Origin of the sequence: Mycolicibacterium neworleansense (genome assembly GCF_001245615.1) — a bacterium.
Taxonomy (GTDB): domain Bacteria; phylum Actinomycetota; class Actinomycetes; order Mycobacteriales; family Mycobacteriaceae; genus Mycobacterium; species Mycobacterium neworleansense.
Genome location: NZ_CWKH01000001.1, coordinates 2,871,548 through 2,892,557 on the forward strand (window position 1 = coordinate 2,871,548; position 21,010 = coordinate 2,892,557).

At 66.0% G+C, this 21,010-nt stretch carries 18 protein-coding genes; 11 read left to right on the top strand and 7 right to left on the bottom strand.

Annotated elements, in window-relative coordinates; genetic code table 11:
• Window positions 1-30: 30 nt before the first annotated feature.
• From BN2156_RS13740 to BN2156_RS13760, 5 genes are read left to right on the top strand one after another with little or no spacing between them, the layout of a single operon-like run.
• Window positions 31-1,014: an alpha/beta hydrolase gene (locus BN2156_RS13740; RefSeq protein WP_090515896.1), complete on the top strand. Its 984-nt coding sequence runs from the start codon at window positions 31-33 to the stop codon at window positions 1,012-1,014.
• Window positions 1,011-1,889 carry an SDR family NAD(P)-dependent oxidoreductase gene (locus BN2156_RS13745; protein ID WP_090514638.1) on the top strand — a complete coding sequence of 293 codons (879 nt, stop codon included), beginning with the start codon at window positions 1,011-1,013 and terminating at the stop codon, window positions 1,887-1,889. Before BN2156_RS13740 ends, BN2156_RS13745 begins: the two co-directional genes overlap by 4 nt.
• Before the next feature lie 2 nt (window positions 1,890-1,891).
• Window positions 1,892-2,812, top strand: a complete 921-nt coding sequence (locus BN2156_RS13750) for a reductase (RefSeq protein WP_090514640.1) — start codon at window positions 1,892-1,894, stop codon at window positions 2,810-2,812.
• Window position 2,813: 1 nt separating this feature from the next.
• Window positions 2,814-4,301, top strand: coding sequence for a flavin-containing monooxygenase (locus BN2156_RS13755; protein ID WP_090514643.1), 1,488 nt, complete (start codon window positions 2,814-2,816; stop codon window positions 4,299-4,301).
• Window positions 4,301-5,218, top strand: coding sequence for a MerR family transcriptional regulator (locus tag BN2156_RS13760; protein ID WP_090514646.1), 918 nt, complete (start codon window positions 4,301-4,303; stop codon window positions 5,216-5,218). The genes BN2156_RS13755 and BN2156_RS13760 overlap by 1 nt, the downstream gene beginning before the upstream one ends.
• Before the next feature lie 3 nt (window positions 5,219-5,221).
• Here BN2156_RS13760 and guaA read toward each other — a convergent pair whose 3' ends face one another.
• Entirely contained in the window at window positions 5,222-6,775 is a 1,554-nt protein-coding gene (guaA, locus tag BN2156_RS13765; RefSeq protein ID WP_090514649.1) for a glutamine-hydrolyzing GMP synthase, read from the bottom strand.
• A 156-nt stretch (window positions 6,776-6,931) separates the two neighbouring features.
• Window positions 6,932-7,579, bottom strand: coding sequence for a TetR/AcrR family transcriptional regulator (locus BN2156_RS13770; RefSeq protein WP_090514652.1), 648 nt, complete (start codon window positions 7,577-7,579; stop codon window positions 6,932-6,934).
• Window positions 7,580-7,770: 191 nt separating this feature from the next.
• On the opposite strand from BN2156_RS13770, the gene BN2156_RS13775 reads away from it, so the two are divergent.
• The 3 genes from BN2156_RS13775 to BN2156_RS13785 all read left to right on the top strand — a co-directional run bounded on the left by BN2156_RS13775 (window position 7,771) and on the right by BN2156_RS13785 (window position 12,450).
• Window positions 7,771-8,505 (top strand): beta-phosphoglucomutase family hydrolase, encoded by a 735-nt coding sequence (locus BN2156_RS13775; RefSeq protein ID WP_090514655.1) that lies wholly within the window; start codon window positions 7,771-7,773, stop codon window positions 8,503-8,505.
• Window positions 8,506-8,512: 7 nt separating this feature from the next.
• Window positions 8,513-10,879: a glycoside hydrolase family 65 protein gene (locus tag BN2156_RS13780; protein WP_090515897.1), complete on the top strand. Its 2,367-nt coding sequence runs from the start codon at window positions 8,513-8,515 to the stop codon at window positions 10,877-10,879.
• Between the two features lie 116 nt (window positions 10,880-10,995).
• A complete protein-coding gene (locus BN2156_RS13785; RefSeq protein ID WP_090514658.1) occupies window positions 10,996-12,450 on the top strand; it encodes a catalase in 1,455 nt (484 codons plus the stop codon).
• On the opposite strand, the gene BN2156_RS13790 is transcribed toward BN2156_RS13785, so the two are convergent.
• On the bottom strand, window positions 12,451-13,035 hold the full coding sequence (locus BN2156_RS13790) for a TetR/AcrR family transcriptional regulator (protein WP_090514661.1): 585 nt from the start codon (window positions 13,033-13,035) through the stop codon (window positions 12,451-12,453).
• 74 nt (window positions 13,036-13,109) lie between these two features.
• On the opposite strand from BN2156_RS13790, the gene BN2156_RS13795 reads away from it, so the two are divergent.
• Entirely contained in the window at window positions 13,110-14,009 is a 900-nt protein-coding gene (locus tag BN2156_RS13795) for a TauD/TfdA dioxygenase family protein (protein ID WP_090514664.1), read from the top strand.
• Between the two features lies 1 nt (window position 14,010).
• Here BN2156_RS13795 and BN2156_RS13800 read toward each other — a convergent pair whose 3' ends face one another.
• Both BN2156_RS13800 and BN2156_RS13805 read right to left on the bottom strand, forming a co-directional pair.
• A complete protein-coding gene (locus BN2156_RS13800; protein ID WP_264035497.1) occupies window positions 14,011-15,939 on the bottom strand; it encodes a YhgE/Pip domain-containing protein in 1,929 nt (642 codons plus the stop codon).
• A 65-nt stretch (window positions 15,940-16,004) separates the two neighbouring features.
• Entirely contained in the window at window positions 16,005-16,712 is a 708-nt protein-coding gene (locus BN2156_RS13805) for a P-loop NTPase family protein (protein ID WP_162490799.1), read from the bottom strand.
• Between the two features lie 46 nt (window positions 16,713-16,758).
• Between BN2156_RS13805 and BN2156_RS13810 the strand changes: the two genes are divergently transcribed.
• Window positions 16,759-17,382: a TetR/AcrR family transcriptional regulator gene (locus BN2156_RS13810; RefSeq protein WP_090515899.1), complete on the top strand. Its 624-nt coding sequence runs from the start codon at window positions 16,759-16,761 to the stop codon at window positions 17,380-17,382.
• A gap of 6 nt (window positions 17,383-17,388) precedes the next feature.
• Here the strand turns inward: BN2156_RS13810 and phoU are convergent, their stop codons facing one another.
• Together phoU and BN2156_RS13820 are read right to left on the bottom strand one after the other, a co-directional pair.
• A complete protein-coding gene (gene phoU / locus BN2156_RS13815) occupies window positions 17,389-18,048 on the bottom strand; it encodes a phosphate signaling complex protein PhoU (protein ID WP_090514672.1) in 660 nt (219 codons plus the stop codon).
• A 68-nt stretch (window positions 18,049-18,116) separates the two neighbouring features.
• Window positions 18,117-19,853, bottom strand: a complete 1,737-nt coding sequence (locus tag BN2156_RS13820) for a GMC family oxidoreductase (RefSeq protein WP_090514675.1) — start codon at window positions 19,851-19,853, stop codon at window positions 18,117-18,119.
• Between the two features lie 234 nt (window positions 19,854-20,087).
• Here BN2156_RS13820 and BN2156_RS13825 point away from each other — a divergent pair, with 234 nt between their 5' ends.
• On the top strand, window positions 20,088-20,975 hold the full coding sequence (locus BN2156_RS13825) for a type IV toxin-antitoxin system AbiEi family antitoxin (RefSeq protein ID WP_090515901.1): 888 nt from the start codon (window positions 20,088-20,090) through the stop codon (window positions 20,973-20,975).
• Window positions 20,976-21,010 lie beyond the last annotated feature (35 nt).

Below are 21,010 nucleotides of genomic sequence, written 5' to 3' on the forward strand. Positions count from 1 at the left end.
CTCCTCGCACGCTTCAACGAGGAGGCCCTCATGCCCGGAACCAGCCCGGCAGTGCCCCGACATGGATCTCTGCGGTCCCGCAGCGCATCCAGAGTCAGCAGCCTTACCCTGCGGAATCTCAGTGCCGCCCTGCCCCCGGACACCAGCTGGGGGTTGTGGAGCTCACGCAGGCTGATCGCGCGGATCATGGCCACCTTCGGGCCGTCTGTTTCGGGCACTCGCGTCGAACGCGTCGACGTACGCATGGCCGACGGCAGACGCGTGGTGGGCGAATGGGTGCGCGGTCCGGGGGTGACCGAAGGTGAGCGTGCCATCTACTACCTGCACGGCAGCGGATTCGTACTGTGCTCGCCGCGGACACACCGGCGGCTCACTGCGTGGCTGTCGCGCCTGACCGGACTGCCCGTGTTCTGTGTCGACTACCGCCTGGCTCCCGAACACCGGTTCCCCGCCGCCGCCACCGACGTCCGTGCGGGCTGGGATTGGCTGTGCACCGAACGCGGGCTTCGTCCGGACCGCATCGTGATGGCGGGTGACTCCGCCGGCGGGCATCTCGCCGTAGATCTGCTACTGCAGCCCGACGTGGCCCACCCCGCCGGGCTCGTGCTGTTCTCCCCGCTGATCGACCTGACATTCACGACCGCCCGCGCCTGCGAGAGTCTGCGCCCCGACCCGGCGATCCGCGTGGCCGACGCGGCGCGACTGGTCGAGTTGTATTGCGGACGAGTAGATGTCAGCCATCCGCGATTGAAGCTGGATGTCGCGGGCGGACGGGCGCTGCCGCGAACCCTGATCCAAGCCGGAGGCGCCGAGATGCTTCTCGGCGACGCCCGCGTTCTCGATACCGACATCCGTGCCGCAGGCGGCGATGCCGAACTGCAGGTGTGGCCGGATCAGGTGCACGTGTTCCAGGCGCTACCCCGGCTCAGCCCGGAAGCCGTCCCGGCCATGCAACAGGCCGCAGGATTCATCTCGGAATCCCTGCGCCACAACACCATCGAGGTCGTCAGATGAACATCTTCGGCTCGGGCCGCAAACGCAGCCGGCACGCCGATGCCGTCGTCACGGGCGCGGGCAGCGGCATCGGCGCCGCTTTCGCCCGCGAGCTGGCCGCCCGCGGTGGCCGGGTGGTGTGCAGCGACATCGACGAGGCCTCCGCCCGCGCCACCGCCGAGGCCATCGTCACCGACGGCGGGCAGGCCACCGCGCTGCGCTGTGATGTCTCGCAGATCGAGGAAGTCGCCCACCTCGCCGATACCGCCCAAGCCTGGTTCGACGGACCGCCCTCCCTCGTCGTCAACAACGCCGGCGTCGGCGCGGGCGGACAACCCATCGGCGAGGTCAGCATCGACGACTGGAACTGGGTCCTCGGCATCAACCTGTGGGGCCCGATCCACGGATGCCACGTGTTCACCCCGATTCTGCGCGCCGCGGACACGGACCAGCCGCGCGGCATCATCAACGTCGCCTCGGCCGCCGCGTTCGGCGCGGCTCCGGGAATGGCCGCCTACAACGTGAGCAAGGCGGGAACCCTGTCGCTGTCAGAGACCCTGGCCGCCGAGTTGTCCGGTACCGGCATCAACGTGACGGTGTTGTGCCCGACATTCGTCAAGACCAACATCGTCGAAGCAGGCCGAATCACAGCACAATCCACGCAACTGGCCGACCGGCTCATGCGCTGGACCGGTTTCTCCCCCGAACGGGTCGCCCGGATGTGTCTGGATACCAACGACCGCGGCGGCCTGTACTGCATGCCGCAACCCGATGCCCGGATCGGTTGGGGCATCAAACGACTCACCCCGACCGTGTACACCCGCGCGGTAGGAATAGCGACGCGCATCGCAGACGATCATTCTGCTCCTCACGTCCGCACCCACCAGGAGGTTTAGCCATGGCCATGGATATGGAACGAATGCTGGCGAAGATCAAGGACCGTCAATGGGCCTTGGCCGACATCGACTGGGAGGCCCCGGGTGCGGAGACCATCACCGATGAGATGCGGCCCAAGCTCAAGGCCTTCATGGCCGATCTGTGCTGGATCGAGAACGTCGGTGCGCGTGGATTCGCCGCCCTGGCGAAGAAGGCACCGAACCCGACCATCGCCGAGATCTACCGCTACTTCCACGCCGAAGAGCAGCGGCACGCCAATGCCGAACTGGCGCTGATGAAGCGTTGGGGAATGCTCGAAGACGGCGAGATGCCCGAACCGAACGTCAACATCCGGTTGGCCATCGAGTGGCTGGACACCTTCTCCGACAACATGTCGCTGTCGGTGCTCGGAACCGTCATCCCCATGCTCGAAGTGGCACTCGACGGCGCGCTGCTGAAGTTCCTGCTCGAAGAGGTCGACGACCCGATCTGTCATCAAGTCTTCGAAAAGATCAACAACGACGAATCCCGGCACATCGCGGTCGATTTCGAGGTGCTCAACATGATCGGCAACTCCACCGTGCGGCGGCTGGCGGTCGAGTTCGTCGGGAACGTAGCGTCCCCGGGCGTGATCATCGGCACGTTGATGTACGTGCCCCTGCTCAACCGGATGCGCAACAACATCGTCGACATGGGCCTACAGCCGGAAAAACTGTACAAGGCGATGATGCGCTTCAAGGAGATCGGCAGCCGTGGTGAGTACACCTGGCGCGTCCCGACCTATCAGCTACTCAAGCTGCACGGCCGGATGGTCACCAACCCACGCCATCCTTACCACTGGATCGCGAACCCGATGGTGTGGGCATCCGACCGCTATCCCAAGACCCTGCTGCGGCCGATACCCAGCTGGTTCAAAGAGCTGACCCACGAGCCGGCGGCCTGACATGCGCACCTACGACACCCTGATCGTCGGCGCCGGATTCACCGGCATCGGCACCGCGATCAAACTCATCGAGGCCGGCGTCGACAACTTCGTGATCCTGGATCGCTCGGACCGCGTCGGCGGCACCTGGCGCGACAACACCTATCCCGGTGCGGCATGCGATATCCCGTCACTGCTGTACTCGTTCTCATTCGTCAAGAACCCGGACTGGTCACGGGCCTACTCCCCGGCCGACGAGATCCGCCAGCACATCGAGGACATGGTCGACACCTTCGACCTGCGCCGGCGTATCCAGTTCGGGATCGAGGTCAACGGCCTGTCGTTCGAGGAAGCCGAGGGCATCTGGACGGTGAAGACCACGGGCCGCAAGCGGTTTCACGCGCGCACGGTGGTACTGGCCTCCGGCCCGCTACCTGACCACAAGTGGCCCGACATCCGCGGGTTGGAGACTTACCGTGGCCACAAGATCCACAGTGCCAACTGGGATCACGACTACGACTTCACCGGCAAGCGCGTCGCCGTCATCGGCACCGGCGCCAGCGCCGTGCAGATCATCCCGGAGCTGGTCAAGACCGCGGGCTTCGTCAAGGTGTTCCAACGCACCCCGGGCTGGGTGATCCCGCGCCTGGACATCGCCACTCCCCCGGTCGCGCGCACCTTGTTCGCGAAAGTTCCTGCCGCACAACAGCTCGCCCGCCAGTTCCTGTTCTGGGGCCATGAAGCGAGTGCGACGGCGATGGTGTGGGACACCCCGCTGACCGGGCTGGTCGCCCGGCTCGGCAAGGCGCATCTGCGCCGCCAGGTTTCCGACCCGTGGCTGCGCAGGCAGCTGACCCCCGACTTCACGCCGGGGTGCAAACGCATGCTGGTCTCCAGCGACTACTACCCCGCGCTGCAGCGCGACAACTGCAAGCTGATCGACTGGCCCATCGCCACGATGAGCCCGGTGGGCATCCGCACCAGCGACGGCATCGAACACCACCTCGACGCGATCGTGTTCGCCACCGGCTTCGACGTGCACCTCACCGGACCGCCTTATCCGGTCACCGGGCTTGGTGGCCGGTCCCTGGCCGACGAATGGAAGGGCGGTGCCCAGGCGTACAAGAGCATCAACGTCCACGGGTACCCGAACTTGTTCCTGATGACCGGACCCAACTCCGGGCCGGGACACAACTCCCTGCTGGTCTACGTCGAGGGCCAGATCGACTACGCCGTGACCGGCATCCGCACGATCCTCCGCAAGAATCTGCGCTACCTCGACGTACGGTCCGACGTTCAGGACCGGCACAACACCCGGCTGCAGCAGCGGCTGACGAAGACGACCTGGATGTCGGGATGCACCAGCTGGTACCTGACCGCCGACGGATTCAACGCGTCGATGTATCCGGGCACCGCGACCCAGTATCTTCGACAGATGCGGGATTTCCGGCTCGGCGACTATGACGTAGCGGCGCGCGAGGCGCGTGTCGCGATCAGCTCCTCGGCCTGATGGCAGCCAAGCAGCCCCGGCAGCCGGCGGGCGCCATCTCGACGATCCTCACCGGTCTGCGCCGGGCCCCACGGCAGATCCGGCGCGGATCACGAGACGTCATCGAAACGGCGGTGTCACAACTCTTCGACGCCGCCGTACAGCCGCACGGCGCCGCGGCGTCCGGCGAATACCGGATCGACGAACTTGCGCGGCTGGCCGGCACCACCACCCGCAACATCAGGGTGTACCGCGACCGGGGACTGCTGCACCCGCCGCTGCGGGTCGGCCGCATCGCGTTGTTCAACGACACCCACCTGACCCGGTTGCGGCTGATCACCTCCATGCTGGACCGGGGCTACAACATCGCCCATGTCCACGAGATGCTGTCGGCCTGGGAGCAGGGCAAGGACATCGGCGACGTCCTCGGCCTGGAGGACGCCATCGCCGGGAACTGGGCGACCGAGAAGCCACAACGCATGCCGGTGGCCGAGGCCCGGCGTCTGGTCGATGACGAGGCCGGGTTCGACAGACTGGTCGGCAACGGCGTGATCAAGCTTGAAAAGTCCTCGGATGAGGCAATCATCGTGCGCCCCAAGCTAATCGAGGCGTTCAACGAGGTACGGCGGTACGGCGTGCCGATCGACACGCTGATCAACGTGCACGAGCAGGTGGTGCCGCTCCTGGATCAGATCAGTTCGATCCTGGTGCAGGCGGGCGTGGAGCAGGTGTCCGAGAAGATCAAGCCCGGCGAGTCCCTGCCCGCCGATACCGAAGTGGCCGAGCTGATCACGATGCTGATCCAGTTCCGCACGCAGGCGGTGTCCGCGGTCAGCGCGACGCTGGCCGCCTCGATCGAGTCGACCATCGAATCCGTGGTCAGTCAGATGCTGACCGAGTACGTCGAGAAGGCTGCCACCAACCCTGCCGACCAGTAGAGGTCACTCCCACTCGATGGTGCCCGGCGGCTTGCTGGTGACGTCCAGCACCACTCGGTTGACCTCGGGCACCTCATTGGTGATCCGGGTCGAAATCCGTTCCAGCACTTCGTAAGGAACCCGGGTCCAGTCGGCGGTCATGGCGTCCTCACTGGACACCGGGCGCAGCACGATCGGGTGACCATAGGTACGTCCGTCGCCCTGCACACCCACCGAACGCACGTCGGCCAGCAGCACCACCGGGCACTGCCAGATCTGCTGGTCCAGGCCGGCGGCGGTCAGCTCCTCGCGGGCGATCGCATCGGCGCGTCGCAGGGTGTCCAGCCGGTCAGCCGTCACCTCGCCGACGATGCGGATGCCCAGACCCGGACCCGGGAATGGTTGGCGGGCAACGATTTCCTCGGGCAGGCCCAGCTCACGGCCCACCGCGCGCACCTCGTCCTTGAACAGCAGGCGCAGCGGCTCGACGAGCTTGAACTTCAGGTCGTCGGGCAGACCGCCGACGTTGTGATGGCTCTTGATGTTGGCCGTGCCGGTACCGCCACCGGATTCCACGACATCGGGGTACAACGTGCCCTGCACCAGGAAGTCGATGTCCGCCTCGCTGAGGGTGTCGCGTACCGCACCCTCGAACGCACGGATGAACTCCCGGCCGATGATCTTGCGCTTGCCCTCGGGGTTGGTCACCCCGGACAGTGCCTCCAGGAAGCGGTCGGCGACATCGACGGTCACCAGCTTGGCACCCGTCGCGGCGACGAAATCGCGCTGCACCTGCGCCCGCTCTCCGGCCCGTAGCAGGCCGTGGTCGACGAACACACACGTGAGCCGGTCCCCGATGGCGCGTTGCACCAGCGCGGCAGCCACCGCGGAGTCGACGCCACCGGACAGCCCACAGATGGCCTGGCCGTCACCGATCTGCGCGCGGACCGCCTCGATCAGCTGTTCGGCGATGTTTGCCGGGGTCCAAGTCGCACCGATACCGGCGAATTCATGCAGGAAGCGGCTCAGCACCTGCTGGCCGTGCGGGGAATGCAGAACCTCTGGGTGGTACTGGACGCCGGCCAGGCGGCGGGCCCGGTTCTCGAAGCCGGCGACCGGGGCGCCGGCGCTGGAGGCGACGACCTCGAAGCCTTCCGGCGCGGCCGTGACCGCGTCGCCGTGGCTCATCCACACCGGCTGGCTGACGGGCAGCTCAGAATGCAGGTCACCGCCCGCCACGTTGAGCTCGGTGCGCCCATACTCGCTGGTCCCGGTGTGTTCGACGGTGCCGCCCAGCGCCTGGGCCATGGCCTGGAACCCGTAGCAGATGCCGAACACCGGAACGTCGAGATCGAACAACGCAGGGTCCAGGCGTGGAGCACCCTCGGCGTAGACACTGGCCGGGCCACCGGACAGCACGACGGCCTGCGGATCTTTGGCCTTGATCTCCTCGACCGTGGCGGTATGCGGGATGACCTCGGAAAAGACCCGGGCCTCACGGACCCGGCGCGCGATCAGCTGTGCGTACTGAGCGCCGAAGTCGACGACGAGGACGGGACGGGGAGATGCAGATGCCACCGCAACAGTCTAGTGGGCAGGTCAGAGCCTGCTCGATGCGCCAGTACAACAGGCGATCAACAGCTCCGAAGCGGCGCCTGAGCGTCGGCCCCAGATATGTGACCACACGCCAAAGCTGAATCTGGTTGGGACACTCCCAATCAGATCTGGTTCGTTTCAGCGGGAGGCTTGAGCGGCCTTGCCCCGGCCCCGCCCCTTGGGAGCGTCGGAGAGCCCGGCGGCGACGGCGTTGGCTGCGGCCCGCCCGGCTGTTAGCACAGGCACCGGCGAGCGCGTCGTGCGTGACAACAACACCGCCCCTTCGATGAGGCAGAAGACCTCAACCGCGACATCGCGGGCACGCTCGGCAGACATCCCGGCAGCCGTGAAACGCCGCTCGAGTACTTCCAGCCACGATTCGAATGCCTCAGCGGCCGAGGCCCGCATCAGTTCGTCATTGTTCGCCACTTCCAACGCGATTGTGGCGATCGGACAGGCGCAACCGTAGTCGGTGTCCTCAAGTAATTTCGCGGCTCGCACGAACGAGTCCGCGGTCGCCTCCACAACGTCCGAGTCGACCGGGTATACCGATTCGAGCAGTTCCCGGCAACGCTGGCCACCATAGGTGAGCGCGGCAGCGCCGAGTTCCTGCTTACCGCCCGGGAAGAAGTGGTACAGCGACCCGTAGGGCGCCACGGCCGCCGCCAGGACCGCTTTGATCCCGGTTGCCCCGAAGCCCTGCCGACTGAACAGATCCGTAGCGGACTCCAGCAGGCGAACTCGCGTTTCAACCGGCTTACCGGCGGTTGAGGAAGTGGGAGGCACAAGGACAGATTACCCCGCTAGATCAATCTGTTGCGACTCTATCGTCGGCCTCACCCCGCCGCGCCAGCCCATCGGCAGGGTGGTGGTTCTACATCTGCCCGGACTTCAAACACGCCGAAGCCGTGTTTGAACACACCGCTCGCCCGGCGACTACACATGATGGAGGGGACGTCGGCGAAAGTGAGGTGCCCATGCCGGGCCTGCCCGAGCAGATCACCGCCTGCCTGTTCGACCTCGATGGCGTGCTGACAGATACCGCCAGCGTGCACAAGAAGGCCTGGAAGACCATGTTCGACCAGTACCTCAAAGGCCGGGCCGAACGCACCGGTGAGACGTTCACCGCTTTCGACATCGACGCCGACTACCTGAACTACGTGGACGGCAAGCGCCGAGAGGACGGCGTCCGGTCATTCCTGGCGAGCCGCGGAATCCAACTGCCCGAGGGCGCACCCGATGATCCCGCCGACGCCGACACCATCGAGGGACTGGGCAACCGGAAGAACGCGATGTTCCACCACACGCTGCACAAAGGCGGGGTCGAGGTGTTCGAAGGATCGCGGCGCTATCTGCAGGCCGTGGCCGAGGCGGGCTTTCGCCGCGCCGTGGTGTCCTCCAGCGCGAACACCGAGGAGGTGCTCAGGATCACCGGTTTGGACAAATACATCGAACAACGGGTGGACGGAGTGACGATGCGCGACGAGAACATTCCGGGCAAGCCGGCGCCAGACAGCTTCCTGCGCGCCGCCGAACTCCTCGGCGTCTCCCCCGCGCACGCCGCCGTGTTCGAGGACGCGCTGGCCGGGGTCGCCGCCGGCCGGGCCGGAAAGTTCGGTTTCGTGGTCGGTGTGGACCGCGTGGGACAGGCCGAGCAACTGCGCCGCGACGGCGCCGACATCGTCGTCACCGACCTGGCGGAGTTGATGTAGCGCCATGATGATCACCCACGACGCATACCCGGTAGAACCATGGCAGGTGCGCGAAACCCGTTTGGACCTCAATCTGCTGGCTCAATCCGAGTCGCTGTTCGCGCTGTCCAACGGTCATATCGGCCTGCGCGGCAACCTCGACGAGGGCGAACCGTACGGCCTGCCCGGGACATACTTGGCCGGGTTCTTCGAGGTGCGCCCATTGCCCTATGCCGAAGCCGGATTCGGGTACCCCGAGGCCGGGCAGACCGTCGTCGACGTCACCAACGGCAAGCTGCTGCGCCTGCTGGTCGATGACGAGCCCTTCGACGTGCGCTACGGCGAGCTGATCGATCATGAGCGCACCCTGGACCTGCGCGCCGGAACTCTCACCCGCTACGCCCATTGGCGTTCCCCGGCGGGAAAACAGGTCAAGGTGATCTCCACCCGTTTGGTGTCGTTCGCGCATCGCGGCGTCGCCGCCATCGAGTACAGCGTCGAGGCGCTCGATGAATTCGTCCGGGTGACAGTGCAATCCGAGCTCGTCACCAACGAAGACCAACCAGAGACATCCGACGACCCGCGCGTCTCGGCGGTGCTCAAACACCCGCTGCACGCGGTGCACCACGAAAACACCGACAGCGGTGCACTTCTGGTGCACCGCACCATCGGCAGTGGGCTGATGATGGCAGCTGCGATGGACCATGACGTCGAGGTACCCGGCCGCGTGGAGGTGAGCACCGACGCCCGCGACGACCTGGCCCGGACCACGGTGATCTGCGGACTGCGGCCCGGCCAGAAGCTGCGCATCGTCAAATACCTGGGCTACGGGTGGTCCAGCCTGCGGTCCCGTCCCGCCCTGCGCGATCAGGCCGCCGCGGCGATCACCGGCGCCCGCTACAGCGGTTGGCAAGGTCTGCTGGATTCTCAGCGCGCGTATCTCGACGAGTTCTGGGACTGCGCCGACGTAGAGGTCGAGGGTGATCCGGACTGTCAGCAAGCGGTGCGATTCGGGTTGTTCCACGTGCTGCAGGCCAGTGCCCGTGCCGAACGCCGCGCCATCGCCGGTAAGGGACTGACCGGCACCGGCTATGATGGCCACGCCTTCTGGGACACAGAAGGTTTCGTGCTGCCGGTGCTTACCTATACCAAACCCCAGGCTGCCGCCGACGCGCTGCGGTGGCGGGCCTCGACGTTGGACATGGCCCGCGAGCGTGCGCAGCAGCTCGACCTGAAAGGTGCGAGCTTCCCGTGGCGCACCATCCGGGGCGAGGAGTGCTCGGCGTACTGGCCCGCCGGCACGGCCGCATGGCACATCAACGCTGACATCACCGCCGCCTTCGAGCGCTATCGCGTTGTCACCGGCGATGATTCGCTGGAGCAGGAATGCGGCCTGCAGGTCCTGGTCGAGACTGCCCGGCTGTGGATGTCGTTGGGACACCATGACCGCCATGGGATCTGGCACCTCGACGGCGTGACCGGCCCCGACGAGTACACCGCAGTAGTCCGCGACAACGTTTTCACCAATCTGATGGCCGCACACAATCTTCGGGTGGCAGCCGATGCGTGCACACGCCACCCCGACGCCTCCTACGCATTGGGTGTGACCACCGAGGAGACCGCGGCCTGGCGCGACGCCGCCGACGCCGCCCACATACCCTACGACGACGAGCTGGGCGTGCACCCGCAATGCCAAGGCTTCACGACTCTGGCGGAATGGAATTTCTCCGCCAACACCAGCTATCCGCTCTTGCTACACGAACCCTATGTCCGGCTGTATCCGGCCCAGGTGCTCAAGCAGGCGGATCTGGTGCTGGCCATGCAATGGCAGAGTCACGCGTTCACGCCGGAACAGAAGGCCCGCAACGTCGACTACTACGAGCGGCGCACCACGCGCGACTCGTCCCTGTCAGCCTGCACCCAGGCGGTGATGTGCGCCGAGGTCGGCCATCTCGAGCTGGCCCACGACTACGCCTACGAGGCCGCCCTGATCGATCTGCGTGATCTGCACCAGAACACCCGCGACGGGCTGCACATGGCTTCATTGGCCGGCGCATGGACGGCACTGGTGGCCGGCTTCGGCGGGCTGCGCGACGACGAGGGCTTCCTCTCACTCGACCCGCACCTGCCCGACGGTATCTCATGCCTACGGTTCCGCCTGCGATGGAAGGGATTCCGGATCACCGTGCAGGCCAACCACCGCGACGTCACCTACACCTTGCGCGACGGACCCGACGGGTCGCTGACCATCCGCCACGCCGGGGACGAAGTGCAACTGACCACCCGCGCGCCGACCATCGTGGGCGTAAAGCCCCGGCATCCGCTGCTGCCTCCCCCGCCCCAGCCGCGCGGCCGCGAGCCGGTACGGCGCCGCACCGGCCAACCCGGTCAGTGAGAATCGCCCGGGCAGGTTTGGCGTCAGAACGTCGTGGGGTACACGGCCCCTATTAGGTGACAGCGGGGGTATCGCCGCGCGCGAATCGTCCGCTGAACTGCGAAAGGAGCGACGGGGTGACCGGTACCCAGCCCAAGCCGACAACCACCGATGCCGGAATTCCGGTGTCCAGCGACGAACATTCGCTGACGATCGGCCCGGACGGACCGATCCTGCTGCAGGACAACTACCTGATCGAGCAGATGGCGATGTTCAATCGCGAACGCATCCCGGAGCGCCAGCCGCACGCCAAAGGCGGCGGGGCCTTCGGCCATTTCGAGGTGACCAATGACGTCAGCGCGTACACCAAGGCCGCGTTGTTCCAGCCGGGTGTCAAAACCGATACCCTGACCCGATTCTCGACGGTGGCCGGTGAGCGCGGCAGCCCAGACACCTGGCGCGATCCCCGAGGATTCGCGACCAAGTTCTATACCACCGAGGGCAACTTCGACATGGTCGGCAACAACACCCCGGTGTTCTTCATGCGCGATCCGTTGAAGTTTCAGCACTTCATCCGTTCCCAGAAGCGGCGTGCGGCCAACAACCTGCGCGATCACGATATGCAGTGGGATTTCTGGACGCTCTCGCCCGAATCCGCACATCAGGTGACCTGGCTGATGGGCGACCGTGGCATCCCCAAAGACTGGCGCCACATGAACGGCTATTCCAGTCACACGTACAGCTGGATCAATGCCGCCGGCGAGATCTTCTGGGTCAAATACCACTTCAAGACCGACCAGGGCGTCGAGTTCCTCACGCAAGCCGAAGGCGACGAGATGGCCGGCATCGACGGCGACGCTCACCAGCGCGACCTGTACGACGCGATCGAGCGCGGCGAGTTCCCCACCTGGTCACTGAAAGTGCAGATCATGCCGTTCGACGAGGCCAAGAACTATCGGTTCAACCCGTTCGACCTGACGAAGGTATGGCCGCACGGCGACTACCCCCTGATCGACGTGGGCACCCTGACGCTGGACCGCAACGTCACCGACTATCACACCGAGATCGAGCAGGCGGCCTTCGAGCCGAACAACCGGGTCCCCGGAACCGGGCTGAGCCCCGACAAGATGCTGCTGGCGCGCGACTTCTCCTACGCCGATGCGCACCGACACCGACTGGGAACCAACTACAAGCAGATTCCGGTCAACGCGCCGAAGGTCGAGGTGAACAGCTACTCGAAGGACGGCGCCATGCGGATCAAGAACGTGTCCGATCCGGTGTACGCGCCGAACTCATACGGCGGCCCGAAGGCCGACCCGGCCCGCGCCGGCGAATCGCTGTGGCGCGCCGACGGTGACATGGTCCGCGCCGCGTACACACTGCACGCCGAGGACGACGACTGGGGGCAGGCCGGGACGATGGTGCGCGACGTGCTCGATGACGCGGCGCGGGCCCGGTTGGTCTCGAACATCGCCGGCCACCTGTCGAAGGGCGTCTCCGAGCACGTCCTGGAACGCGCCTTCGAGTATTGGAAGAACGTCGACAAGCAACTCGGCGAGAAGGTCGAATCGGCGGTGCGCAACGGCGGCTGACTAGCCCGTAGTCGAGGTGCCGGGATCGAGGATCTGCGCGATCTCGGCGTTCACCGCGGCGCGAACCTCGTCGTCATTGATCGAATCGAGACCCGACGCTGCCTTGAGGAATGGTTCGAAGAATCGCCAACCCAATTGCAAGGCAACCGCATTGGCGACAGCGAATCGTCCCATGCGCTCGTCATCGAACCGGGGTAGCACCTCCCCGAGCAGCCTGGTGACACCTGGGAAACGTGTCTGCAGTCGGCCGATCGGGAAGCCGTCCAGCAGTGCCCTGGCCATCACCCGCATGTGCTGGTCCATGTTCCGCTCGATCTCGTCGGCCGGGCCGCCGTCGTCCAACAGTGTGGTGAGGCGCGCGCCCAGGTGGTCCAGGACCGCTCCGACCAACTGCTCCTTGGTGCCGAAGTGCCGGTAGATCAGCCCGTGGTTGACCTTGGACCTGGCGGCGATGTCCCGGATCGACGTGGCGGACACTCCCCGCTCGGCGAAGAGCTCCGCCGCCGCCGTCAACGCGGCGGCCACCACCTCGTCACGGCCTACGGGACTGGCCGCGCCCTTGGCCGGTGGCGTCGGTGTAGTCATCCGGTTACACTAGCCCACATGCAGGTGTAGTCACCTGACTACAGTTGTTCCCACCAGCGCAAAGGACGAATCAGATGACCGCTTCCTCCACCACCGCCATCACCGTCAAGAAGCTCGGCAGCCGCATCGGCGCTCGCATCGAGGGCGTGCAACTGGGGGGCGATCTCGACGCCAGTACTGTCGCCGAGATCCGGCGCGCGCTACTGGAACACAAAGTGATCTTCTTCGGCGGCCAGCACCACCTCACCGACGAAGAGCACCAGGCCTTCGCCCGACTCCTGGGCAAACCCATCGGCCACCATGCGCTCAAACATCTGGACGCCCCGATCATCACGCCGCTGGACTCGGAGTACGCCAAGGCCACGCGCTGGCACACCGACGTCACCTTCGTGCCGGACTACCCCGCCATCTCGATCCTGCGCGCGGTGAAGCTGCCCGAGTACGGCGGATCCACTCTGTGGGCCTCCACCGCCGCCGCCTATGACCAGCTGCCCGCACCGCTCAAAGCCCTCACCGAGAACCTGTGGGCGGTCCACAGCAACCGCTTCGACTACGCAGCAGCGCCGGTCGCCAATTTGACCGAGGAACAGCAACAGATGCGCGAGGCGTTCGAGAAGCCCGATTTCCGCACCGAGCACCCGGTGGTGCGGGTACATCCCGAGACCGGCGAGCGCACCTTGGTGGCCGGCGACTTCACCCGCGGCTTCTTGGGTCTGGACAGCCATGAATCGGCCGCCCTGCTCGAGTTGCTCCAGCGTCGAATCACGCTGCCGGAAAATACCATTCGCTGGAACTGGGCGCCGGGTGACGTCGCGATCTGGGACAACCGGGCCACGCAGCACCGCGCGGTGGACGACTACGACAACCAGCGCCGCGTGATGCACCGCGTGACGCTCGCCGGCGACGTGCCCGTCGACATCCACGGGCAGTCCAGCCGCCCACTCGCGGATGCCGCTCTGCTGCAGGCGGTCTGAGTCACATCTTGATCGCGGGCATCAACCTGGTCATATTCCACAGCCTGTTACGCCGGGCCGACAGCGACGAGACGGTCAGGGCGCCGACCCAGATCACCAGCAGTGTGATGATCGCCTGCCAGAGCCGGTGGTCGATCCCGCCGAGAATGAGCTGGCGTAATCCATTGACGCCGTATGTCATCGGGTCGTAGTTGTGGAACGCCTGGAACGGCCTTGAGGTGGTCTCCACCGGATACATGCCGCCGGCGCTCACCAACTGCAGCATGAGGAGCGCCATCAGCAGCACCCGGCCCACTGCGGGGCCGACCAAGGCGTTGATCGCCTGCGTCGCGGCGACGAAGGCGCAGGACACCAGCATCATGAAGCCCAGCATCGCGACCGGATGCGCCACCTGCATGCCGAGGGCGAACCGCACCACGCAATACAGGATGATCGACTGGAATATCCCGATCACCGCGGCGGGCACGTAGCTGGCGAGCACCACCCGGATCGCCAGCACCTCCGCGGCGATCGGACGGTTCTGCAACGGCCGCAACACCATCCACAGCACGAGCGCACCGAAGAACAGGGCGAGAGTGATGAAGAACGGCGCCATCCCGGTGCCGAAGTTCGGTGCGGCGTTCTCGGCCGAGTTTTGCAGGTGAACCGGCCCGCCGATGGTGTCGGCGATCGCTTCCTTCTGGGCGGGCGTCCAATCGGGCACCTGGCCGGCACCGTCGGCGAGTTTGGTGGCCAACTCGGCCGATCCGGAGCGCAGCTGCGCGGTCCCGGATTTCAGCTGCCCGGCACCGGTGTCGAGTTTGGCTATGCCACTGGCCAGTTCGGCGTTTCCGGCGGCCAGCTGCTGGGCTCCGCTGCGCAGCTGGGTCAGCTTGGCGTTGAGATCAGAGTTTTTGCTGCCCACCTGATCGAGCGCGGAGTTCAGCGGGCTGCCCGGATTGCGCAGGGAGGAGGTCATCGAAATCGCCGCGTTCTCCGCGTCGGTGAGCTGCTGGCGGATCTGCGGGGTGAACTGGTGGGCCCGAAGATCATCCTGAACACCCCGCAGAGTTCCGGCGGCGTTGTTGGCGATGGGATCCGGGCTGGCCGAGAGTTGATCGATCACCGAGGTCAGGGCTGTCGCGGCCGAATCCTGTGCGCCGGTGATGGCACCGATCTGGTCATTGGCCTGCCGTAGCGCGACGGTGCCGTCTTCGAGTTTCTGCGTGTCGCCGCCGACCTTCGACAGCGCCGAGGTCACCGCGACCAACGGATCGGTGGCCTTGGTGATTCCGTCGGAGAGCTGCTTGGCACCGGTGGCCAGCTGGGCCGAACCGGACCGCGCGGTGTGCAACCCGGTCGTCAACTGGCCGGCGCCGTCGTCGACTTTCCCTGCCCCGTCGGCGAGTTGGGCCGCACCGTCTGCGGCCTGCTTGATGCCTGCTCCGGAGCTGACCACAACCGAGAGCACCTGGTTGACCGCCTGGCCCGAGATCCGCGTCGACACCGCATTGAGCACCTGATCGATCGCGGTGCGACCGATGTTCGACGAGATGTAGTTGTTCGCGTCGTTGTAGACCGCGTTCAGGTTGGCCTGCTTGGGGTTGCCGGTCAGCGGTGAGGCGATCGCCTCACTGAAGTCGGGGGGAAGCTCAAGCATGAAGTAGTACTTGCCGTGCTCGACGCCCTCGCGCGCCTCGTCGTCGTCCACCACATGCCAGTTCAGGCTGGCATCGTCGGTCAAGCTCTTGGCAATCTCCGAGCCGACGTTGACCTGCTGACCCGAAACCACCGCCCCCCGATCGGAATTGACCAGAGCCACCGGCATCTTGTCGACCTGACCGAAGGGATCCCAATACGCCCAGAGGTACAGCGCGCCATACACCAACGGCAGCAGCATGAGCACCACGATCGCGGCCCGGGTCATGCGGCTGCGGCCGAAGCGTTTGATTTCCGAGCCGAAGGCGAGACCGGCAGCCGGGGAGCAGCCTTTTGCGCCAAGACTTTTCACCGTCTTCATTCCTTTCCGGTCAGGATGCGGTGGTCGTGCAGACCGTGGTCGGGGGCTTCGGCACCGAGCGGATTGGTCACGCCGACAATGACACTGCGCTGGGTGGCGATGGCGCCGAGTCGTTCGACGGCGATCGCGCGTCGTGAGTTGTCCCGCACCTGCTCGAGATCGCCGACCACCAGGATCGGGCGGTTCGAGAACAGCGCCAGGGTGACTTTCAGCAGGAACAGTTCGAGGTCGGACAGTTCACTGATGTAGGTGTCGCCGGCGGGCGGCTCCAGATTGCCGAACACCTCGCTCAGTGCGGATTCGCCGGCCCCGATCGGGACCCGGCGGTACCACGGGGCCAGCCACCGACGCTGCTCGGCGAGCACCGTCTGCACGGTGACCGAGTCCTCCAGCTCGTCGATATCGGCGAAGGCCGCGATCGCGCAGTGCCGCCGGATCGCTGGCGGTGCCGTTTCGCCGCGGACCGTGACGGTGCCGTGAGTGGGTTTCAGACGCCCGGCCAGTGTCAGCAGCAGGGCGGTCTGGCCCCAACCACCAGGCATCTGGATGGCATGGAATCCCGGGGTGAGTTCGAGGTCGATGTCGCAGAACAGGGGGCCGTGCTCGCCATCGACCCCCAGCCCGGACGCGACGATCTCCGGCGTGTCCTGCACGTCGTCCGTCTCAGACGCCTGGACCTGCTCGGCGTCGTCCCTGTCTTCCATCTCAGACCTTTCGATACTCACTGGTATCCATACGATACTAGCGAGTATTGTGTTGGTCATGTCGGCTGTCAAACCCGCACGCACCCGCCCCACCCGAGACGAGGTGCGCGACCGGATCCTGGATGCTGCGCTGAAGGTTTTCGCGGCCGAAGGGTTCGCCGGCGCCACCATCGACGCCATCGGCCACGCCGCGGGATTCACCAAGGGCGCGGTGTACTCCAATTTCGAATCCAAGGACGAGTTGTTCCTCGCGCTGCTGGACCGGCAGTTCGAGAGCCGCGGCGCGCTCATCGCGACCGCGCTCGACAGCGGACACGGCGACACCGCGGCGATCGCCTCGGCGTTGAGCCGGTCAACGCTGGATTCGATACACGACCAGACCGAGTACCAGATCGTGCTCATCGAGTACTGGCTGCGCGCGGTAAGGGATCCCCAGTTGCGCGAACGCCTGGTGGCGCGCCGCCGGGCGGCTGCCGATCAGGCCCTGCGGATCGTCGAACAAGCCGGCACCACGCTGCCCGGTCACCAGCTGTCCGCACTCGCCCAGCTGGTGGTCACCATCATCTCCGGCATCGCCACCGAGGAGGTGCTGCAACCGGGAACGGTCGATGTCGACACCCTCACCCGGCTGTTCACCGCGCTGCTCGAATCCTCCCCCGCCGCCCCGTAATGCGGCTCAGGCCAGCTTCTTGTGCAGGGGCCGGCCGCCGGTGGCCTCGAAGATGACCCGCTTGCCGATCTCCACGGCGTGGTCCGCATACCGCTCGTAGTAGCGGCCCAACAGGGCGACGTCGACGGCCGAGCACACTCCGTCCTCCCACTGACGGTCCAGCAGCAGAGTGAACAGGTGGCGATGCTCGGCGTCGACGGCGTCGTCCTCATCGCGCAGCCGGGCAGCGGCGTCTGGGTCGCGCGACACCAGCACCTCCTGCGCGGTCTGCGCCAACCGAACCGCCTGCGACCCCATGTCGGTGAAGCTCGCGCGCACCTCATCGGGCAGGGCGCACTCGGGATGGCGTAACCGCGAGATGTCGGCGACATGCACCGCGAGCGCGCCCATCCGGTCGAGATCGGCCGCGATGTGCATCGAACCCACCACCGTCCGCAGCTCACTGGCGACCGGCTGCTGCAATGCCAGCAGACGGAACGCCGCCTCCTCGATGCGGCGGTTGTACGCGACGATGTGTTCGTGATCGGCGATGACCTGCTCGGCCAGAGACAGGTCGGAGTCGAGCAGGGCCGCGTTGGCCCGCTCCATCGCACTCACCGCCAGTGCACACATCTCGGCGAGTTGAGTGCACAGTGCCGCCAACTCGTCGTGGAACGCCTTCCGCATCTGCCACACCCCTCCCGGCCGGACCTCGCCGTCCGGCAAGGGTTTACGTACCCGGAATGGGGCGAGGCCTAACCGCCCGAGGTGACCGGCTCGATCGGCAGGCGCCGAAGCCCGGCGGGCGCCTCGGTCGGGACCACGGGATGCTCGGGCGCGATCGGCGCCAGTTTCCGGTACGGCTCATTCTGCCCCGGACGCTGATCGTCCTGCCCTTTGTTCGGCCACAACGACGCCGCGCGTTCCGCCTGGGCCGTGATCGACAGCGACGGGTTCACACCGAGATTCGCCGAGATCGCGGCGCCGTCCATGACATAGAGCGTCGGGTAGTTGTAGACGCGGTGATACGGGTCGATGACGCCGTGCTCGGCACTGTCGCCGATGGCCGCCCCGCCGAGGAAGTGTGCGGTCAGCGGGATGTTGAACAGCTCGCCCCAGGTGCCGCCGGCGACGCCGTCGACCTTCTCCGCCATCCGCCTGGTGAACTCGTTGCCCACCGGGATCCACGTCGGATTCGGTTCGCCGTGGCCCTGTTTGGACGTCATCACCCGCCTGCCCCCGGGCCCACGCTTGGTGAAGGTGGTGATCGAGTTGTCCAGGTGCTGCATCACCAGCGCGATCACCGTGCGCTCGCTCCACCGCTGCGGGTTCAGCAGCCGGACCAGCTTGCCCGGATCCTCACGGGCCTGATCGAGGAACTGCCGCCAACGAGGAACGTCGGTACCCGCCGGCCCGGTGCCGTCGGTCATCAGCGTCTGCAGCAGGCCCATCGCGTTGGAGCCCTTGCCGTAGCGCACCGGTTCCACGTGGGTGTCGGAGGTGGGATGCACCGATGAGGTGATGGCCACGCCGTGCGTCAGATCCATGCCGGGCGTCACCGTGAGGGTCTGTGCGCCCACGATGGACTCGGAGTTGGTCCGGGTCAGCACGCCGAGACGAGAGGACAGCTTGGCAAGCCTTCCCGTATCGCGCATCTTGAACAGCAGCTTCTGGGTGTTGTACGTGCCCGCGGCGAGGATCAGGTGTGTAGCGGTGAAGGTCTTGCGGTGACGGCGCAGCTTGCTGCCGGTCCGTACGGTGGTGACCTCCCACAGCCCATCGGCGCGCAGCTCGAAGCTCGTCACCGTGGTCATCGGATGCACTTGCGCCCCAGCCGATTCGGCCAGCCCGAGGTAGTTCTTGACGAGCGTGTTCTTGGCGCCGTGCCGGCAGCCGGTCATGCATTCGCCGCACTCGATACATCCGGTGCGGGCCGGACCGACACCGCCGAAGAACGGGTCCGGCACAGTCTTGCCCGGCGTCATCTCGCCGTCGGGTCCGAAGAACACCCCGACCGGTGTGGCGACGAAGGTGTCCCCGCAACCCATATCGTCGGCCACCTCTTTGACGATGCGGTCCGCGTCGGTGAAGGTCGGGTTCTTCACCACGCCGAGCATGCGCTGTGCCTGGTCGTAGTGCGGCATGAGCTCGGCGCGCCAGTCGGTGATGTCCTTCCACTGCGGGTCGTTGAAGAACGGGTCCGGTGGCACGTACAGGGTGTTGGCGTAGTTCAGCGATCCACCGCCCACCCCCGCGCCGGCCAGGATCATCACGTTCCGCAGCAGGTGGATGCGCTGGATGCCGTACATGCCCAGCTGCGGTGCCCACAGGAACTTCCGCAGGTCCCACGAGGTCTTGGCGAAGTCCGCATCGGCGAACCGCTGGCCGGCTTCGAGTACACCGACCCGATAACCCTTCTCCGTCAGCCGTAGCGCACTCACGCTGCCGCCGAACCCAGAACCGATCACCAAGACGTCGTAGTCAGGCTTCATGTGATCAGTATGACGCTACCCGCAGGTAACTTCTAGACAGGAGGCCCTAACTTGTAAAGACGAGTTCTCGGCGAGCAGACACAGAATCGCATGATTTGCGCCTGTGCAGTGCGAGTCTCTGTCTGCTCGGCGGCGAGGGGTTATCCACAAGCCGAGGTCTATCCCCAAATGGCCGAAGTAGTGCGGCGCGCGACGAGCGCGGCGGCACAGGATTCGGTCATGACTGCATCGACCGTGACCGCCACGGCGCTGGCGCTGTTGGACGATCTCGGTGGATTCGCGACCACCCGCCAGTTGTTGACCGTGATGACGCGGCAGCAGCTGGACGTCCAGGTGCGCAGGGGTGCACTCACCCGAGTTTGGTACGGCATCTATGCCGCGGCCAAGCCAGATCTGAGGGGGCGCCTGGCCGCGCTGGACCTCTACATAGGCGGTGAAGCAGTCCTATGTATGGGAACTGCCGCCACGCTGTACGGCTTCGACTTCGAGAACACGACATCCATCCACATGCTCGATCCAGGTGTCCGCGTGCGACCGTGCGTCGGCCTGATGGTTCACCAACGGTCGGGCGCGCCTCTGCGGCGTATTTCCGGACGGCTGGCGACGGCCCCGGCCTGGACGGCAGTCGAGATCGCCCGGCAGCTACCTCGACCGCGAGCGCTCGCGGCATTGGACGGCGCGCTTCATTCGTTGCAGTGCACTGCCGCCGACCTGGACAAGACAGTGCGCGAGCAGCGCGGCCGGCGCGGCATCGTGGCGGTGCGAGACCTCCTCCAATATGCCGATGGCCGGGCCGAATCCGCGATGGAAAGCGAGGCCAGGCTGGTCATGATCGACTACGGGCTACCGCGCCCCGAACTTCAACATGAGATCCGCGGCCGGAACGGCGAGACGTGGCGAGTCGATTTCGCTTGGCCCGACGCGCGAGTAGCCGCGGAGTATGAGGGGCTGGACTGGCACAGCGGCCCAGTCAAGATGATCGACGACAAGAAGCGGTTCGCCGGCATCCAAGAGCAGGGGTGGACGGTCATTCCGATGGTGGCTGAAGATGTCCGTCGGTACCCCAGTCAGCTCGCCGAGCGGATCGACTATCACCTCTCGGCAGCGCCCCTCGCCGGTTAAGACCGCGAGCAGACACAGACTCGCACCAAACACAC

Bases quoted from the DNA above. Each gene is read 5' to 3' on its own strand.
- BN2156_RS13740 (WP_090515896.1), top strand. From the start codon at position 31: ATGCCCGGAACCAGCCCGGCAGTGCCCCGACATGGATCTCTGCGGTCC.
- BN2156_RS13745 (WP_090514638.1), top strand. From the start codon at position 1,011: ATGAACATCTTCGGCTCGGGCCGCAAACGCAGCCGGCACGCCGATGCC.
- BN2156_RS13750 (WP_090514640.1), top strand. From the start codon at position 1,892: ATGGCCATGGATATGGAACGAATGCTGGCGAAGATCAAGGACCGTCAA.
- BN2156_RS13755 (WP_090514643.1), top strand. From the start codon at position 2,814: ATGCGCACCTACGACACCCTGATCGTCGGCGCCGGATTCACCGGCATC.
- BN2156_RS13760 (WP_090514646.1), top strand. From the start codon at position 4,301: ATGGCAGCCAAGCAGCCCCGGCAGCCGGCGGGCGCCATCTCGACGATC.
- BN2156_RS13775 (WP_090514655.1), top strand. From the start codon at position 7,771: ATGCCGGGCCTGCCCGAGCAGATCACCGCCTGCCTGTTCGACCTCGAT.
- BN2156_RS13780 (WP_090515897.1), top strand. From the start codon at position 8,513: ATGATCACCCACGACGCATACCCGGTAGAACCATGGCAGGTGCGCGAA.
- BN2156_RS13790 (WP_090514661.1), bottom strand. From the start codon at position 13,035: ATGACTACACCGACGCCACCGGCCAAGGGCGCGGCCAGTCCCGTAGGC.
- BN2156_RS13795 (WP_090514664.1), top strand. From the start codon at position 13,110: ATGACCGCTTCCTCCACCACCGCCATCACCGTCAAGAAGCTCGGCAGC.
- BN2156_RS13805 (WP_162490799.1), bottom strand. From the start codon at position 16,712: ATGGAAGACAGGGACGACGCCGAGCAGGTCCAGGCGTCTGAGACGGAC.
- phoU (WP_090514672.1), bottom strand. From the start codon at position 18,048: ATGCGGAAGGCGTTCCACGACGAGTTGGCGGCACTGTGCACTCAACTC.
- BN2156_RS13820 (WP_090514675.1), bottom strand. From the start codon at position 19,853: ATGAAGCCTGACTACGACGTCTTGGTGATCGGTTCTGGGTTCGGCGGC.